14 protein-coding genes and 1 riboswitch are annotated in these 17165 nt (G+C 42.7%); of the genes, 3 read left to right on the top strand and 11 right to left on the bottom strand.

What is annotated here, in order from left to right; all coding sequences use genetic code 11:
- Positions 1-80: 80 nt before the first annotated feature.
- The 4 genes from ACX9NY_RS06410 to ACX9NY_RS06395 form a co-directional block, all read right to left on the bottom strand.
- Positions 81-1151, bottom strand: coding sequence for a CHAP domain-containing protein (locus ACX9NY_RS06410; RefSeq protein ID WP_472477638.1), 1071 nt, complete (start codon positions 1149-1151; stop codon positions 81-83).
- Positions 1152-1285: 134 nt separating this feature from the next.
- Positions 1286-1711, bottom strand: coding sequence for an NUDIX hydrolase (locus tag ACX9NY_RS06405; protein WP_472477636.1), 426 nt, complete (start codon positions 1709-1711; stop codon positions 1286-1288).
- Positions 1712-1770: 59 nt separating this feature from the next.
- Positions 1771-4521 carry a serine hydrolase gene (locus ACX9NY_RS06400; RefSeq protein ID WP_472477634.1) on the bottom strand — a complete coding sequence of 917 codons (2751 nt, stop codon included), beginning with the start codon at positions 4519-4521 and terminating at the stop codon, positions 1771-1773.
- A gap of 478 nt (positions 4522-4999) precedes the next feature.
- Positions 5000-5518 carry a DUF3231 family protein gene (locus tag ACX9NY_RS06395; protein WP_342570247.1) on the bottom strand — a complete coding sequence of 173 codons (519 nt, stop codon included), beginning with the start codon at positions 5516-5518 and terminating at the stop codon, positions 5000-5002.
- A gap of 254 nt (positions 5519-5772) precedes the next feature.
- Between ACX9NY_RS06395 and ACX9NY_RS06390 the strand changes: the two genes are divergently transcribed.
- Positions 5773-6618, top strand: a complete 846-nt coding sequence (locus tag ACX9NY_RS06390) for an MBL fold metallo-hydrolase (RefSeq protein ID WP_339255787.1) — start codon at positions 5773-5775, stop codon at positions 6616-6618.
- A gap of 142 nt (positions 6619-6760) precedes the next feature.
- Here ACX9NY_RS06390 and ACX9NY_RS06385 read toward each other — a convergent pair whose 3' ends face one another.
- Both ACX9NY_RS06385 and ACX9NY_RS06380 read right to left on the bottom strand, forming a co-directional pair.
- Positions 6761-6970 carry a hypothetical protein gene (locus tag ACX9NY_RS06385; RefSeq protein ID WP_339234377.1) on the bottom strand — a complete coding sequence of 70 codons (210 nt, stop codon included), beginning with the start codon at positions 6968-6970 and terminating at the stop codon, positions 6761-6763.
- 148 nt (positions 6971-7118) lie between these two features.
- The gene (locus ACX9NY_RS06380; RefSeq protein WP_472477631.1) at positions 7119-8396 is read right to left on the bottom strand and encodes a WD40/YVTN/BNR-like repeat-containing protein; all 1278 of its coding nucleotides are present in this window, start codon (positions 8394-8396) and stop codon (positions 7119-7121) included.
- Between the two features lie 336 nt (positions 8397-8732).
- Here ACX9NY_RS06380 and ACX9NY_RS06375 point away from each other — a divergent pair, with 336 nt between their 5' ends.
- Positions 8733-9662 carry an L-lactate dehydrogenase gene (locus ACX9NY_RS06375; protein WP_253437053.1) on the top strand — a complete coding sequence of 310 codons (930 nt, stop codon included), beginning with the start codon at positions 8733-8735 and terminating at the stop codon, positions 9660-9662.
- A gap of 296 nt (positions 9663-9958) precedes the next feature.
- On the opposite strand, the gene ACX9NY_RS06370 is transcribed toward ACX9NY_RS06375, so the two are convergent.
- The 5 genes from ACX9NY_RS06370 to ACX9NY_RS06350 all read right to left on the bottom strand — a co-directional run bounded on the left by ACX9NY_RS06370 (position 9959) and on the right by ACX9NY_RS06350 (position 16270).
- On the bottom strand, positions 9959-10879 hold the full coding sequence (locus ACX9NY_RS06370; protein ID WP_339234382.1) for a tyrosine-type recombinase/integrase: 921 nt from the start codon (positions 10877-10879) through the stop codon (positions 9959-9961).
- A gap of 51 nt (positions 10880-10930) precedes the next feature.
- Entirely contained in the window at positions 10931-12010 is a 1080-nt protein-coding gene (locus ACX9NY_RS06365; RefSeq protein ID WP_472477628.1) for a hypothetical protein, read from the bottom strand.
- A 261-nt stretch (positions 12011-12271) separates the two neighbouring features.
- Positions 12272-13708: an amino acid permease gene (locus ACX9NY_RS06360; protein ID WP_339234386.1), complete on the bottom strand. Its 1437-nt coding sequence runs from the start codon at positions 13706-13708 to the stop codon at positions 12272-12274.
- A gap of 522 nt (positions 13709-14230) precedes the next feature.
- Complete coding sequence (locus ACX9NY_RS06355) at positions 14231-15607, bottom strand: amidohydrolase family protein (protein WP_472477626.1); 1377 nt, start codon at positions 15605-15607, stop codon at positions 14231-14233.
- A 111-nt stretch (positions 15608-15718) separates the two neighbouring features.
- Complete coding sequence (locus ACX9NY_RS06350) at positions 15719-16270, bottom strand: CGNR zinc finger domain-containing protein (RefSeq protein WP_472477624.1); 552 nt, start codon at positions 16268-16270, stop codon at positions 15719-15721.
- Between the two features lie 143 nt (positions 16271-16413).
- On the opposite strand from ACX9NY_RS06350, the gene ACX9NY_RS06345 reads away from it, so the two are divergent.
- Positions 16414-16914, top strand: coding sequence for a DinB family protein (locus ACX9NY_RS06345; protein WP_472477622.1), 501 nt, complete (start codon positions 16414-16416; stop codon positions 16912-16914).
- 84 nt (positions 16915-16998) lie between these two features.
- Positions 16999-17152, top strand: a riboswitch (FMN riboswitch).
- Positions 17153-17165 lie beyond the last annotated feature (13 nt).

The raw sequence follows: 17165 nt of genomic DNA, 5'->3' as shown, positions 1-17165 counted from the left end.
TTTCTGATATTAATCTTCCTATGTTTTTGATAAAAATCATAACCTCAAGATACATAAACTAGCACACCCATGTATATCAGCTAAGTTGGTCTATACTCTCCTTGAAAATTAAATTGATAGCTGTCACTTACACGGATATATCCGAGAATACAATATCCTCTTTCTCTGTCCAAAACGCTAGAGTAGTTTTTATTGTCTGTGTTCCCCTCTGCAACCAATAATTGATTACCGTCACAGGCCAAAACAATTCCAATGTGATCGTGAGAATTATCGGTTAAAAGCTTCTCATAAATGACTATATCACCACGCTCTGGTTCAAACCCTTCTTGCATATCCCGATAAAAGAATCCTGTTTCAGCTAGCTGAGCCCAATCCAGCCAAGCACCCACTCCAGCTAATCGATACATTCGATTAGGATATCGAATAGGGAGTTTCATTCCAACTTTCATACAACAATGATATACAAATGCGGCACACCAGTTGGCTTCAAGTACTTTATAGATATCGGAATCCGGCCAATATCTGCAAATTTCCTGATATCGTTGATCCCTTGGAGTACCAATAATATTTTGCCTTGCCAGCGTTTCTGCTAAATCAGCTAACTTGGAACGCCGATCTTCAGTATATATGTTAACATTTTGCACATTAAAATTAACGTCTGCTTTTATTTTTTCCTTCGATATCCCAAATTCATTAAATACATTCTCTAATCTACTTATCTCTATCTTTGATAAGCTTCTACCTGGATTCTGGAAGTACATCTGAAACAGTATGGCATCTTTAATAATTTCTTCATACGGACCATGAACTAGATGTGTATCTTCCTGATAAAAGATTGATTTAAGAATAATAGACAGTTCATCTGTCGTAAAGATCTCAGCACTACGTAATATCGGTCTAACAGCATCTGCACTATTAGGACCAGGAAAGTCTTCGATTCCTGTTTTGTTGAAATAAAAACCATGAAGTAACCCTGCAATCGCAGTAATTTCCGAATCCTGTACTCTTTTCATAGCAAGCATGGAAGCAAAATTAGAAACCCCATTAAGATAAATCAACCTACCTTCTTTGTTAACACTTTCCTTAAGAAGTATTTCATGAACGAGATTACGAACAGTGCCCAGCCGTTTATATTTCTTTCCCGAACTCAAACTTTGGCCTCCCTACCTTTTTTAACTAGGGTCATATTCGGCTTCATTCCTAGACCCACATCTATGATGAATCTGCAATCAAAGGTAATAATAGAGGATACACTTTAATATGTACCACACTTCTGGGACAACTTTTAAATATTACTCTTATCACTGAACTCAATGCAAAAAGGTTGCATCTCAGGGTTTAAACAAAACTCTATTCTTTCTCTGAAGTTTTTCCATTCGACTTTTAAAATGGCTTCTTCCATTGGAAAGAAACCAGAGTCTAAACTCTCCAATGATGTCGTTAATTCCCCACCTATTGGTTTGGCTAAAAATAATGTGTTACATATTGAATTTTCGATATTCTGAAAGATGCCGCAGAATTTGATAATTTCAATGTCGATGCCAGATTCTTCTTTCGTCTCTCTAATTGCAGCTTGACTAAGAGATTCTCCTTCCTCCACTTGACCACCCGGCATTTCCCATCCTCTTCGTGGGCCTCTAATAAGTAATAGTTCATTTTTGTCGTTGATCACGATTGCAGCGGCAGATACGATATGTTTTGGAGGGCTCATTTGTTTTACTCCTTCTATAGAGATTGATATACGTTGGAATATAATAATATAAAACCAAACTAAAAGAAGTTATATATCCCGTCTTCAAAATAATTGTATTCTTCATCCGTTATTCTTAACTTTCCATAACCGTTATAAAATATTTCTTTATCTCTTTCATTATCAAACGCATTAGGTTTCGGTCTAATGGCTAATGCTACATCATATCTTGGATCGCCATATGCCGCTCCTGCCCAGTCAATAACTCCAACAATATTGCAATCATTAACTAGCACATTATCTATAGTAAAATCTCCATGAATAAAAGTATTATCTATTGGTCTTGGCCGTGCTTCTTTCAACCGTTGAAGTCGTTCTGCTGAGCCGTCTACCGCAAAATGAGTTAGATTATACTCTGCTTTGCTAAGCATTGTATCTAACCAAGGACTGTCATTGCTCAATAATTCAACAGGACAAGAACATTCATGTATTTTCTTTAAACAAAGCCCAAAGTTAAAAATCGCTTTTTCTTTACTTTCAAGGTCAGGCATTGTAGAGAGAAATTCTCTTAAACTTATTCCGTCAATATAATCCATCAGAAGCCATCTCGATGTCTCCTCCATATGAAACGAATATACCTTTGGAACAGGGAGCCCCGTGCGATAAAGGGATTGAAGCACCTGATATTCATCGGATAACCATTCATTATAGAGATCGTTTTCTGTCTTCTTGATGATGTACTTCTGGTCGAACGTATGTAGAATAGCCACAGTAGAAGTATGACCTTGCTTAGGAAAAGTGATTTTCTGAACTTTCCCTATATGTTCTTTTATTTCAATGGGGAGATCCTGAATATTCATGGTTTCGTCCTTTCTGTTATTTCGTACCCTTTCTGATTGAGTGCACGTTGCATATCGCTCTAAAAGTACAAATCCCATCCCATAATAAAAGTAGCAAATAGGAAAGCAGATATGCCAGACATGATGTATACCGCCTTTTGCTTTTTGCTTTTTGCTGTAACTTCTCTTCAGGAGTTTGTAGAACATCAAGACAAGGTACGCTGCTGCTAGAATCACATAAACCAGGTTTAAGATGAGATGTACGCGTAATGAAGAATAGGGGGCAAAGCCTAAGGCTCGCATGAACAATAGGGTCGTATTTAAAATCAATGCTAAACTGGCAATATTAATAGCAATATGATACTTATCAAAGCCTGTACCGGGTCTTTCCCAGTTTTTTAATTTGTATTTGGATAACCGAATAAAATAGCCAATTATCGCTCTCAAACTGAGCAGGATGGCTACTGCAAGCGCAATAAAAGATGCTTTGATCAAGTTTATCGTCAAGTTGGATACGGGCAAAAAGTCATTATAAGGAATGGAGACCTTCTCAATAGTCCCGTTACGCTCAACAACATTTGCAAAGTTACTAAGGTCAAATGTTGTATACTTCTGCAGACTTAACATCGAATATGCCTTCGTAAAACCAGAAACGACCCGTCGCGCAGGCAGATAATATCCTCCACTCTCAGATGTAACCGAATTTGTACTGAAGCTACTTCCAAACACTTTTTGAACAAGACCAACGCTATAAGCCATTTCATTTGACTGGTTTGTCATGACCACTAACCCAAATTTAGACTCCGGGTCAATAACAAATTTACTTGTAAATCCCGCCGTACTTCCAGCGTGTTCAAGTGCAGGCACCCAGTACTCCACTTCAAAGAAGCCATGTGCAATTCGAGGATTAGAAGTTCCATCATAATATAGACTTGGTGACAGCATCTCGTCTAACGTTTCCTTATTCGTGAATAATAAATTGCTATGATCCACCGGCATTAAAGCTGCGAGAAATTTAGCTGCATCCTCTGCTGTGCCAATGGCGGCCCCCGCAGGGTATAAGCTTATGTATGCTCTGTTCTTAGGGATGAGTTTCAGACTCGTAGTGTACCCTTGAATCTCATTTCTCTTTTTCAAGACGTTTAGATTATCATGCTGTGACGGGTGCATCGAAGTTTCTTTCATATTCAGCGGTTTAAATATATGTTCATTTACATATTTATAAAATAGTTGTCCGCTTTGCACTTCAACGATGTAAGCAGCCATAGCCGTACCATAGTTTGAATAAGCAACGACACTCCCAGGTTTATCAATCTGCCTTGGCTCAAATTTTTGTAAAGCTTCACCTAACTCCACAATATCACTCTCGGATGAATACCATAAATCGATCAATCTATCCTCCCACCCTGCGTTATGATGCATTAGGTTCCTTAGGGTGATGGGAGCATCGTATTCAAGCTTCTTAAGAAACCCTTCTGGTAAATATTCCTGAATATCGGTATCCAAATCAAGCTTCCCCTGCTCTACAAGTTGCATAACACTCGTCCAGACCAACAGTTTAGAGGTTGAACCCCATTCAAATACAGTAGAGGTGTCTGCCTGTCTCTTTTGCTCAAAATCTGCGTAACCATAGGCCTTATTCACAATCGTCTCACCGTTCTTGATAGCTACAACCGATACGGCAGCGGTTTTCTTTTGATTCGTGGCCACATATGAATCAATCGTTTCCTCTAGTGAAGATAACGCAATTCTGGAGGGTGTTGTCTCCACCTGCTCTACCTCAGCGCGCACAGATCCCGGACATGTCATTATGATGAATACAAGTACAAGAACAGAAGTGATTGCTTTATTAACATAGGAATATTTTTGATTAATCTTCATTCGCTCCCCCCTATTATCTAATATAGTTTTCATGCCTTTATTTTGTAGTTGCATTAATTCATCATCAAATTCCTCAATCAAATGCTCAATAGCGAATCCAGCTTTGGCCAACGTATTCACATAGGTTGATAATTTACGGTCCGATAGTAGTGGCTTAAATCAATTCCACATTTTGAGAAAATCACCTTAATTATTTCTATAATAACCCATGCTGCAATATTTGCGAAGTACATTTAAAAGCGCATACATTTCACTCCAAATCAAAAAGAACCTCAGGAGCGTTCTCCGTGAATATAGCTAAGCGTTATATCAGACCCATCTTACTATCTTTTCGCTGACATAAGTTTGTAGTTATACAAGTTGATTTATTACTTCCCATCTGAGTTTTAGTTATAAAAAGTATCATTTATATATTGAATCATATTACGCATCCTCCCTGCTTTGGGCAGCGGAAAGAAAGCATCGAGCAGTTAGAGAGAGGTGTCCTATGGAATAATATATGGTTACATATCAATCCAGCAACATAATTTATTTTAAAATATAAAAATCCCTGCTAACTTTTAATGTCAGCAGGGATCCTTTTTCATTTTTAAACTTCCACAGCTTCCGGTCTTTTCACTTGAAGAGGCGGAGGAATAAGCCATCCTTTTTCTTTACTCATTTGGAGAATACGAAGGCCTAACGCGGTTTTAGTAACGTGATATTTCGCAAATAAGGCTCCGATATCTTCTCTAATGGATTGGCCCATAACTTGACTACAAGCAACCAATCCCATTGAAGTATCAGAAGCAATACTTGCTGCTATCTCAGGATCTGTAATCCTTGCACCAACAGGAATGTCTTCCAGTTTTACTGGAGGTCTTTCTGGTAAAACTGGTGTTGTAGCAATTCCGTTATCAATGAGTAGAGTATCACACTCCTTGATCTCAAGTTTAGCTTGATCAATTAGTGCCTCCAATATTTTTTTCAAATCTTTATCTCCTGCATGATTAGAAAATGCTTGGTAAAAGGAAAGTGCCCCCTTCGCAACCGTTGAACATTGCCATACGCTGAAGATTTCACCGTAATGCATAGGTTCATTTTTTGGATTACCACTTAATATTCCCATCAAAACAGCTCCTTCAAATTTTAATGACCACCAGAAGTATAGTTCCATGTTCATGAGATACATATTCATAAGTTAAAAAATACCGATGGTATAATGGATTCATTTTTTTACACAGCGACATGCATGTAAGATGCGCTAGTTTTGTCCATTAATTGTTTGCTAATCCGCCTGCGGAAGGGTACGAAATCGGATAATTCTAAACTTCTGGGTATACTACAGCAAGTCAATTTAACATCGATAAGGAGGATGAGCTAATGAAAGAAGAATTGAATTACGGTACAGATTACAAGTTTATTCCTGTAACTTCAGTGGGAAGTGGTGTGGGGACTGAAATACGACCTGATTTATTTTGCTACACGATTCAAATTGTAAATATCTGTTTAGTAGGTAACCCGAAATCTGACGATTTCGTTTTAGTAGATGCCGGAATGCCAAAGTCAGCAAATGAAATAATTTCTGTCATTGAGGAACGTTTCGGTGCAAACAGCCGGCCCAAAGCAGTAATTTTGACCCATGGACACTTTGATCATGTCGGAGGGGTGATCGAACTCGTAGAACACTGGGGAGTTCCGGTTTATGCACATCCATTGGAGATCCCCTTCCTCACAGGGGTTAAAAGCTACCCGGAACCAGACCCTACGGTTGAAGGTGGTTTGGTAGCAAAGATGTCCCCAGCTTTTCCTAACGAACCAATAAACCTTGGAAGTCATGTACAAACGTTACCTCCGAACGGAACTGTACCCCATATGCCAGGATTTAGGTGGATTCATACCCCAGGACATTCTCCCGGTCATGTTTCGTTGTTTAGGGAAAGTGACGGAGCATTAATCGCAGGTGACGCCTTTGCTACTGTAAAACAAGAGTATATGTATAAAGTATTAAATCAGGAATTGGAGATAAGTGGACCCCCTCGCTATTTAACAACAGATTGGGAAGCTGCAAAGCAATCTGTTGTTAAACTTGAGAGTTTAAAGCCATTGGTTGCTGTAACTGGCCATGGACTACCGATGTCTGGTGAATTACTAACAACAAGTCTGAGAAAACTGGTTAATGAATTTGACCGTATTGCCATACCGGATTATGGAAAGTACGTAAACTAATTTTTCCCTTCGAGCATAGTACTGTGAAGTGATATGAGTGCGCTGTGGAAATGTGATTTTTTCAGTTGTTTTCAAAAAAAGAAAGCCCCCAGCAGGGGGCAAAACGTTGATATATCAGCTTTTTTTTGATCAGTTTTGATGACTAAGCGTACATCATATCCATAAACCCGCGAGTTACTTCTCCACCTTCGGCTGGTTCGGGCTGGTCTGCCTTTGCGTGTTCTGCCATGCAAGCCTTCACTGCTTCTTCTGTCGTACAACGATTGGCATCATCACATGTGTAGCATAATTGAAGCATATATCTGGTTAAATCATCCGCCTGCGTGAATTGAGTCTGACCGTTGGTTCTCATCTTCATCACTCCTTCTCTTGTTGAGTTAAATATATCACCTTCTAACAGCTTTATTTGTGATTTATTTCACAAACTAAACAAAAAAAGAAAAGGAACCTTTCGGCTCCTCACTTTCCCTATATTTAATCACATCGATAACACTCTACTTTTAAAGCACTTTCCAATGTACACCGCCGTCCATCGTTTGCAATAACAACGATCTTTTGGCATCTGTATTCTCAACCAATATCCAGCCAAGTTTGGAGGTAATCATCTGAATCTTCACGATCTCCGGATAGTCTTCAAGAATTTTCTCCAGTACACTGCTCGCAGGAAGAGCGCTCCATGTTTTGCCCGCATCCTTGGTGTGGTAGGTTATGCCCTTTTGCATCGCCCAACCTTCTACAGCGTTCAGAAATACCGGTGAAAGGTTACGATTCGGACCCGTTTGTTTATTCAAAGTAAAATTGGATAACTTCCAGCTCTTTCCACCATCTGAAGTGAAAAAACCATTAAATGTCGTGCTCTCCCCTTGAGAACAGGACATTGACATCCAGGCTGACTGTGCTTCACGTCCAAAAAATTGGGGTGAACTGACACTAAAATTACCACACCCGTTGAATTTATTCCGATCAAAGAAAGATGGCCCTTTATCCCAGTTCTCACCACCGTCTGATGTTACATACAACTTCGGTGTGCCGAACTCAATCGCCGTTAGGAAACCATGCTTCGGATCGGAGAAGGTCATACCTGTTGTGTATCCACGTTGAGAAATCTCTTCTGCTTCCTGTTTGCCATCTTCATCACTGGAAGACATCCGGTTCCAAGTGATTCCACCATCTTCGGTAAAGTACAGTTTCTTGTCCTGCTTACCAATAGCGGTATCCACCGTGGTGAGAATCCATCCTTTTTCAGGAGATACAAAGGAGATCGCAGTCACTTTATCCGTCTTGGACAGCGATGACAGACTCCAACTTACCCCTCCATTGTTGGTACGAAGCACCATGGTGTCTGTTCCACCCATGCCTTCGCGAACAATCCAACCGTGCGTACGATCTACAAAATAAATGCTTTGTCCATATTGAGGGTTAGCCGGAAACTGTACATTTTCCGAAGGTGAAATATTGGTCCAGGTCTTTCCTTGATCCTGTGTATAGTACAGACGCAGCGCATTACGCGTCACCCCCCATGCCAACCCTCCATTGTCATTAAGCAACTGGAAATCGGTCAAACGGGTCTGTATTTGATACTTGGCCATATCCGCAGATTCTGTACTGTTGACAGGGGGAACGACAGTTAATGTCTGCCCTGTATTCCCGGAATCCTCCTGCTGCTGCGGAGGTTCTGCTTCCGGAGGTTGATCTGAGTCGGTGCATGCAGCTAGTAAGGCTGCTATACCTATAGACAGCAATGCTGTCTGCGCGATTTTGATCCATTGCAAACGCAAGTGGGTTCCACCTCTCTCATCCAATATACAGGCGCGCATGCCTGTCCTATGGCGTTATATTTACGATTCATCAGAATCCACTGCTCCTATTCTACCACAAACCTTGCGTAAAAGGCTCATTGCCCCCTCTAGGGCTGCCCTACTCCCTCTTTTTAACTGAAGCTCTGGGCTAGGTGTTGCACATTTATTATCATTAATTTCATCCTAAATTGTTTTTCGACGGAATAATTGGTAAAAAGACATGTAATGTGAACTATTTTATAGACAACACTCGCTTTCTATTCTGTAATCCCTTAATATGGATGGGAGTATAACCCAAAAGGAGTGGATATGAACATGACAAATAGTGCAGCATTGAAACCAAGTCGTGTCGTGATTGTAGGCATGGGTGCGGTGGGAACAACAACGGGATACACGCTAATGTTGAGACAGCGTTCGTCCGAGTTGGTATTTGTGGATGTGAATCATGATAAGGCAACCGGTGAAATGCTGGATATGAACCACGGTCTTCCGTTTACGGGAGGCGTGAAAGTATGGGCTGGCGATTATTCCGACTGCAAAGATGCAGATATCATTATTATTACAGCAGGTGCCTCCCAGAAACCAGGCGAAACCCGGATTGATCTGCTGAAGAAAAATGCAAGCATTTTCAAAGAAATTATTGAGCGTATTACTGAAGTGAATTCTCATGGTATTTTGTTAATTGCAACGAATCCTGTAGATATTTTGTCCTATACTTCTTGGAAACAAAGCGGATGGCCTGCTTCCCGTGTCATCGGTTCAGGCACATTGCTCGATAGCGCACGTTTCCGTTACCTCATTGGTAAGAATAAAGGGATCGACCCACGTAGTATTCACGCCCACATTATTGGTGAGCATGGTGATTCCGAAGTACCGGTATGGAGCCTGGCTAACGTTGCAGGAACAGATCTGGAATTGGATGAAGAAACACAGCAGGATATCTTCGACCGTACCAAAAATGCAGCGTATGAGATTATTAATGCCAAAGGGGCCACTTCCTATGCAATCGCCCTTGCTCTGGACCGCATTGTAGCTGCAATTCTCGGCAACGAAGGCTCCGTTCTGAACGTGTCCACGTTGCTTGAAGATTACAATGGCGTATCGGATGTATATCTGGGCGTTCCATGTGTTGTTGATCGCAACGGTGTGCGTGAGATCCTTCCTCTTCCGTTGAATGAAACCGAAAAAGTGGCTTTCCAGGCTTCTGCTAACAAATTAAAAGAACAGATCGCTGGCTTGGAATAATCCGACTGCTTATCATTCATGTCGTGAACGATCAAGCACGTTAACCGTTGTGATTTAACATATCTGTCATACCCAAAGGGACCATTGGAGTCTTCCAGAGAGAAGCTTCAGATGGTCCCCTTTGGTTTGATTTTGATTATAACTATGATTGTGAATGTGATTATAATTATGATTATTTAAATCATAAGTTAACATAATATATATTATGTTATTTATTCTCCTCTCCACATGAAAACAAATAAAAGCCTGTCCATAGGACAGACTTCTCTTCAGATTAAATAAGCGTTATTTATTTCTTAATATGTCGGAAGTTTAACGTCAAGCAGAGCCATAGCCTCTTCTTTCTCCCTACTGGTGACATGTGTATAGACAGTTGTCGTTTGAATCGATGCGTGACCGAGCAGCTCCTGCACCGTTCGCAAGTCGGCTCCGCGCCGTAACATCATGGTCGCGAAGGAGTGACGCAGCTTATGACTGGAGTAGTTTTGACGCTGATTGGCTGGTGATTCCTGCTGGAAGCGTTCAAAGGTTTCCGTAGATATGAGCTGAATGCTGCGAATCGACAGTCTCTTTCCTTTTTGCGAGACAAACAATGCTTCCTCTTTCGGTCGCCAAGGTTCCAAACGCTCTGCCATAGCTTGAGACAAGACGTTTGCCACGGTCTCCGGTACAGGTAGCGAGCGCCATTTACGACCTTTACCAAATACATCCAATGTACGCCGCTCCGCATTATAGTCTTTGCAATCCAAAGCATGCACTTCTCCAACCCGTAATCCCATATACCCCATCAGCAGAAAAACAGCCAGATTGCGTGTGCGATACTTGCCTTCTACCGACTCCAGAAAACGTGTCAGCCCACTTTCATCCAGGAAAACGGGCGCACGGTTTTTCTCAGTTTTGGATTTTTTGATCCCAAAAGCCGGATTATTCGTTAACAATTCGAGTTCAATGAGGGACTTGTAAAAGCAGTTCACCGCCGCATGTTTGCGATTTCTCGTGGCATCACTAACCCCACGCTCCCGCGCACGGGACAGAAAAGACAACACATGCAGCTTTTTGACCTGCTCCAGTGACTTTCCTTGAATGGAGACCAGGAATTCCACCACGTCACCCGTGTATGATTTTACCGTATGGCCTGTATAACCGGCGTCCTTCATCCATATGTGAAAAGCTTCTAGCTCGTCCGCATATTTCTCCTGGATCTCCTCAGTCATCATCTGTCTACGTCACCTCGATTCGGTTAAAATTGGCTCTGCTGAACACAAACCCTATGTTTCTTCCACAATAACAATGTCAATCAGCGGAAGGATCACTTCGGGTTTGCCTTGACTGCGCGTAAGTACAAACGATGGCAATGGATTCTCATGCAGCCCATTCACGGATTCACAGATCTGAGTATACAGATCCATATGCAAAGTCTCACCTTCACCTGCCACATCGATAACAGGCCAATCGTTCTGAACACATGCAGGCCAGTAAGCCAGTTCATTCGCCGGCACGATACTTAATTGCTGAATGGACGGGTCCATACAGTAGATCCCTTGCCGTTCAGGTTCATCACCCAGCTTGTCTACAGCTATCATTCGAGCGGACTGCTTGTCTGGTGCAGAATAGAGTGAATAACACCAGGGAGTCACGCCCCAAGCCATCGCCATCAGACCTTCTTCCAATAAAGTATCTGACAGATCCCCTTCCGCAAATTGTTCAATCAGATTATGGTTACCCGGTCCAATCAGTTCTTCTACACGCTTAGCGAGCCGAGGCAGGTCAGCAAGAATAAATCCTGCTCTACCGTAGGAGTCAAATACATGATGGTTTCTGCTCCATACAGCTTGAGATGGTGAATTCAACGACGCTGCTTCTGCCGGGAAAAGCGATATATATACGGTAATCACCTGCGCGTACTTAACCATGGCAATCTGCTCAGGTTCGAGCGTGCCTTCAGCAATACGGGGTGTTTTCATATGCAGGGAGATTCGAAGTTCGTATTCCCCTTCTGTAAATGCTGACCAACCCAGATGAACAGGCTGTTCAACACCTTCAATTGAAGCAATCGAGATCGTGCTATCTGGTTTCAGGTTAACTGCATATTGTACGTATGCCAGCTCCTGACCATAGATGATATGGGCGTCTTGTCGATTGACGGGTGATTCCAACGGTTGTGCAATGACAGATACTTTACGTCCATCCCTCAAAAGGCGCTGTGGATCTATATCCAACTGTAAGGTTTGTGAAGCCTCTGAATCTGAAACAAGCAACTGAGCCTCCGCCAGTACGGTTGAGTCAGCCAAGGCAAATCCAAACGCTGCATTTTGATGCTCTGAATTCGTATGTAATGGTGTGTTCATGATACATCCCCTCTCTTCTGTCTGATGGCATGTCACAACCCCAAATATATTTCATATTTGGCTTAGCCGCAACCCCGGCTCCCTAATTATGTTAATCATGCCCCTTAATACTTACCCATATATGAAGGAAATACCAACCTTCTCCGGCTGTTATCTCCCTTTGTCCTTCTATATAAAAAATCCCCATCCCGTTTCGCCTAAGCGATACAAAATGAGGAAACTAGAAGATATTTCTCGATTTAATCTGTTCTCGACTTTACTTTACTTATCCTTCGCTCTCATAGCACTGGAGATTCGGCGTGCCGGATTCAGATGACTATAATGGCGTCCATACGCAAAGTAGATAATCAACCCGATGATCAACCACGCAAAAAACGTAATCCATGTCAGAGCCGCAAGGCGTGTCATCAAGTATACACAGCCCAAGGCACTCAGAATCGGAATCAGCGGCACAAGTGGAACGCGGAAGCCTCGTTTGAGATTCGGGTTATTTTTACGCAACACGATAATACCCAGACTTACCACTGCAAAAGCAAACAACGTTCCGATGTTCGTAAGTTCTGCCAAGTGTCCCAGCGAGATGAACCCGGAGAACAGAGCCACGATAATGCCCGCAACCCATGTCCCAACAGCTGGTGTCTGACTCTTGCCACTAACTTTGGAGAAAACGGGAGACAGCAGTCCATCACGAGACATGGAATAGAGCAGTCGTGTCTGGCCATACATCATGACCAGCAATACCGTCGTAATGCCCGCAATCGCTCCAAGTGATACAATCCAGGACAATCCCTTCAGTTGAACAAATTCAAATGCAAACGCCACTGGATCACTTACATTCAACATGTTATACGGCACGATCCCTGTGAGAATCAATGATACAACGATGTAGAGAACGGTACAGATCGCCAGTGACGCAATAATTCCAATCGGCAAATCCCGTTGTGGCCGCTTAACCTCTTCTGCAGCTGTGGAGACCGCATCAAATCCGATATAAGCAAAGAATACGGTTGCTGCTCCCGCAGTTACGCCTGAGATACCAAAGGGCAAGAATGGCTGCCAGTTGGTTGGCTCTACATAGAAGACACCCACACCAATAAAGATCAACACCACGATAATTTTAATCGCAACCATGATGCCATTCGCACGAGCCGCCTCCTTCACCCCTCGGGTTAGCAGGAAGGTAATAATTAACGTAATGACCGCAGCCGTGATATCAAAATAAGTTCCCTTCTCCGGGCTGAACGCACTCGTCAGTGCATGTGGTAACTCCAATCCAAATCCGGACAATAACGTTTGGAAATATCCCGACCATCCGCTGGCTACCGCCGCACTCGCGAATCCATACTCCAATATCAGATCCCATCCCAGAATCCAGGCAATCACTTCACCAAAAGCCGTATAACTATACGTGTACGCACTACCCGATGCCGGTATGCTTGAGGCAAACTCCGAGTAACACAATGCAGCGAAGGCACATATGATACCTGCCAGCAAGAAGGACAGTACAAGACCCGGGCCAGCATACGTTGCGGCAGCTACACCTGTCAGCACAAAAATCCCGGTACCAATAATTGCACCCACCCCAAGTGTGGTTAAGTCCAAGGGGCCAAGCGCCCGTTTTAATGCACTGCTGTTATCTCCCTCCGAGGCAATTGGTTTTTTACGAAATAATGAAGATCGATGTTCGTTCTCACGCATAGTCATGTTCCTCTCGTCATGAATCTTGAATGTGCTATGGATGCAGCAGAGATTAAATGGTTTCCCATCTGTTCTATGAAAAAGTCATTTGTTCTATCTTATCGATCACCTATAAAAACCTATGTAATTCTACACGTTATCGCGTTGCTTGGTTAAATTTATTTTTAAGGATCTCTTATTTTGTTCTTTTTTCGCGAAAATTATCATGAACTGTTGCACGGGATTGAATATGAAAATCGATTTAAAACAAAACTGCGTATAATTTATATTATGCGCAGTTTTTATGAGCCTTATTTTCTAAGTAAATAATCTATAACCCTCTGTTATATGAAGCTAAGAGAATGAGAGCTTTTTTCGTCTTTTTCCGCTGTCCCTTCCTCCGTTATCCTGTCTAATTCGACGATATGCAAGCATGTAAAAGAGCCACATCGCATGATATGGCTCTTCCTTTCCTCTTTATACAGCTAGAGGTGTATATGAAAATACGAAGTAACTATTTCTTGGCTTTTATGAAAAAGCGAATCAGGAAAAAGCAATTCTCTCCGCGTCTGACATCCGGTACTGGGATAACAAATATTCTTGGCTCTGCATCGCGGTATGACGAATGGCGTCCAAATCAACATGGAGCAGCTTATCCTCTCGCTTCACGAGTTTACCTGCTACAAAGACCGTATCCACATTGGAAGGATTGGCGAACTGAACGACAGCGCCGATTGGATCATGGACGGGGAACAGATTCAGATCCGTAGTACGAATCATGATCAGATCTGCTTCCTTTCCTGGGGTTAACGTACCGACCTTCTGCTCTAATCCCAATGCTTGTGCACCAGCCGAAGTTGCAAATCGCAGTACTTGGCTGGACTGCAAGTTCAATTCACCAGGCATCTCACCCTGCTGCAGAAGTTGTTCGTTGGCTCTGGATCGTTCTGCCTGAAGTGCAAACTTCATCTGTGAGAACATATCTCCGCCTGTGGACGTGACAACATCTACACCAAGTGTAGGGGTTCCCCCATGTTCAAGAAAATAGCCGGTGGCCGGGTATCCATGACCCATCATCATTTCAACCTCAGGTGTGACCGACAGGGAAGCACCGCTATCCGCCAACATTTTATATTCATCCATACCCATGGTGTTACCATGAACAATATTTACTCGAGGACTTAACAACCCCGCTTCATACATGTGACTAATCGAGCGATCTAGCGATCCCCAGCTGCCAAATCCGGCGTGCATGGAACAGATGGCATCCAGTTCTTGGGCCAGTTCGATCTCTTTTACCGTTGTATCCCAATGACTGAACTCTGGACCACGAATAGCAAGCCCATAAGTAAGCAATTGATCCCGTGATGAAAAATAACGTTCTTTGACTCTTCGCACATCGTTTGAATATGTCAGTTGACTATCCCGGTTCCAGTAGTTCGTCTCACCAGGTACTCCGTGAGCAAATACTGCCCGAATCCCCGCATCCTGAAGACCACGAATCAGTTCATCCGTATGGTCTGAGGAATACGGCATGCTCCAATCCAACACTGTCGTAACACCTGCATTAAGCGCTTCCAAGGAACCGAGCAGGTTAGCAATATAACTATCCTGTGGGCGGAGCTTGCTTCCCATCGCACCATAATAGAGATTCTGCAAATAAACAGGCAATGACCAATTGGTTCCCGCTGTTTTGACCAGTGATTCCCACATATGCCGATGTGTATCCACCAGCCCAGGCATAATAATCATGGATGAAGCATCGATGACCTCCACATCCGGAATATCTAGGTCGGGTTGAATCGCCATGATTAATGAATCCTGAATTAGAACGTCCGCCCTTTTATACTGTCCAATCCGTGCATCCATCGACAACACGCAGCCATTTTTCAACAGATAACTAGTCTTCACAAGACACATCTCCCATCTATTTTGGTTTGAAAGACGATTACATCCTGCATACGAACCCGTACTGCTTCTGACTATTATTTCGCTAGTATATATACATTATATAGCGGTTGTTAATATTTTTCAATTTTGGGTTTTGCGTTTGGCTCGAAATCTTCTGACCTTCATCAGGTTGCCGCACATCTTATCATCACAGTACTTCTGAGTTCTGCTTCGGGTATCATCATAGAACATCCAGCGGCAATCCGAATTATCACAGATCCGAATTCTGCCCCCTTCTCCCTCCACCAACGTTGTTGCAAAGTCAGCAGCTACCTCAGCCATAACCTGTTGCCAATGAGCTTCTACAGCTATTAGTTGGAGTTTCAGTCCCTGATCAATTGTAGTCAATGTTCTTTTTACATACCCTGCTTCCATAACATCATTCAGCCATTGTTGTTCTTCATCCGTTAATGATGCTCCAGAAGACAAGCGGGCTCCAAGAGCCATCAATTCATTCCTGAAGTCTCTCATCAATAACTCATCTTCTGGAGAAGCAGGGATAGAAGCCTGAAGTTGCCATCGATCCAGAAATTCTTGCTGCCAGTTCGCCTTCCCGAGCCTGTCCTCCGATCGATCTCCCCCACGCCAATCGTGATAATCGCTGTTTACAAAATCAGTCCAAAGTCTGTCCATGTCTACCTCCGTTTAGTGTAACCATCTTAATTCAATAAAGGTGGTTACACTCTGTCTTTGATGTGTTATATTAAGTGTAACCTCATTAATCAGTTTTAGCTAGTTACGTCATACATCACAATAATACTCAAGGAGGAACGGCAATGACGAAAACAACAGCATTAGATGTGTTACTGATTCAAAAGGATGATACATGGGATCAATGCAATTGGATTGTACCTTTGTCGAAGTCTTTGGAAGGTCTTACAGCAGAGCAAGCAGCCTGGATTCCACCCTCAGGTGGATTAAGCATCTGGCAGTTGGTTAACCATATGTATTATTACAATCATCGCTTATTATGTCGCATGCAAGGTAAAGAACCTACCCTTCCAGCGGTAGACTCCAATGAATACACGTTTGGCAATCCTGGGGATGCAACGGACACAGCCGGATGGAATACACTGATGAAGAGTACAACTCGATTAGCCCAACAGTTGCGAGATCAATTGGCTGCACTTGAAGAATCAGACCTTGAAGCTGCTTATATGGACTCTGAAGAGAAATGGGCACACGAACTTGCCCGCTGGATACTTCACGATGCCTATCACGCAGGACAGATTGTGCTGCTTCGCAGACAGCAAGGAAGCTGGAAAATCGTTTTCTAAAAAAAATGCTTGAACTGCTAGCGCTTACAGGAATAAGATGAACTTAATAATGTTACAGCTTGTTCAACACACTATATAATTGAATAGGATCTTCGGGGTAGGGTGCAATTCCCAACCGGCGGTGATGTTCTTCGGAACCAGCCCGCGACTCGCTATTTGTTCTTAACAAAGGACATTTAGCGACTGACTTGGTGTGAATCCAAGGCCGACGGTACAGTCCGGATGAGAGAAGATCAACACATTGACATGCC

It is taken from the genome of Paenibacillus sp. CB74 (assembly GCF_055687625.1).
Note: the sequence above shows the minus strand (reverse complement) of the source record. Positions and strands in the feature narration are given on the sequence as shown.

Bases quoted from the DNA above. Each gene is read 5' to 3' on its own strand.
- ACX9NY_RS06390 (WP_339255787.1), top strand. From the start codon at position 5,773: ATGAAAGAAGAATTGAATTACGGTACAGATTACAAGTTTATTCCTGTA.
- ACX9NY_RS06370 (WP_339234382.1), bottom strand. From the start codon at position 10,879: ATGATGACTGAGGAGATCCAGGAGAAATATGCGGACGAGCTAGAAGCT.
- ACX9NY_RS06365 (WP_472477628.1), bottom strand. From the start codon at position 12,010: ATGAACACACCATTACATACGAATTCAGAGCATCAAAATGCAGCGTTT.
- ACX9NY_RS06355 (WP_472477626.1), bottom strand. From the start codon at position 15,607: ATGTGTCTTGTGAAGACTAGTTATCTGTTGAAAAATGGCTGCGTGTTG.
- ACX9NY_RS06350 (WP_472477624.1), bottom strand. From the start codon at position 16,270: ATGGACAGACTTTGGACTGATTTTGTAAACAGCGATTATCACGATTGG.
- ACX9NY_RS06405 (WP_472477636.1), bottom strand. From the start codon at position 1,711: ATGAGCCCTCCAAAACATATCGTATCTGCCGCTGCAATCGTGATCAAC.
- ACX9NY_RS06360 (WP_339234386.1), bottom strand. From the start codon at position 13,708: ATGCGTGAGAACGAACATCGATCTTCATTATTTCGTAAAAAACCAATT.
- ACX9NY_RS06385 (WP_339234377.1), bottom strand. From the start codon at position 6,970: ATGAGAACCAACGGTCAGACTCAATTCACGCAGGCGGATGATTTAACC.
- ACX9NY_RS06375 (WP_253437053.1), top strand. From the start codon at position 8,733: ATGACAAATAGTGCAGCATTGAAACCAAGTCGTGTCGTGATTGTAGGC.
- ACX9NY_RS06395 (WP_342570247.1), bottom strand. From the start codon at position 5,518: ATGGGAATATTAAGTGGTAATCCAAAAAATGAACCTATGCATTACGGT.
- ACX9NY_RS06345 (WP_472477622.1), top strand. From the start codon at position 16,414: ATGACGAAAACAACAGCATTAGATGTGTTACTGATTCAAAAGGATGAT.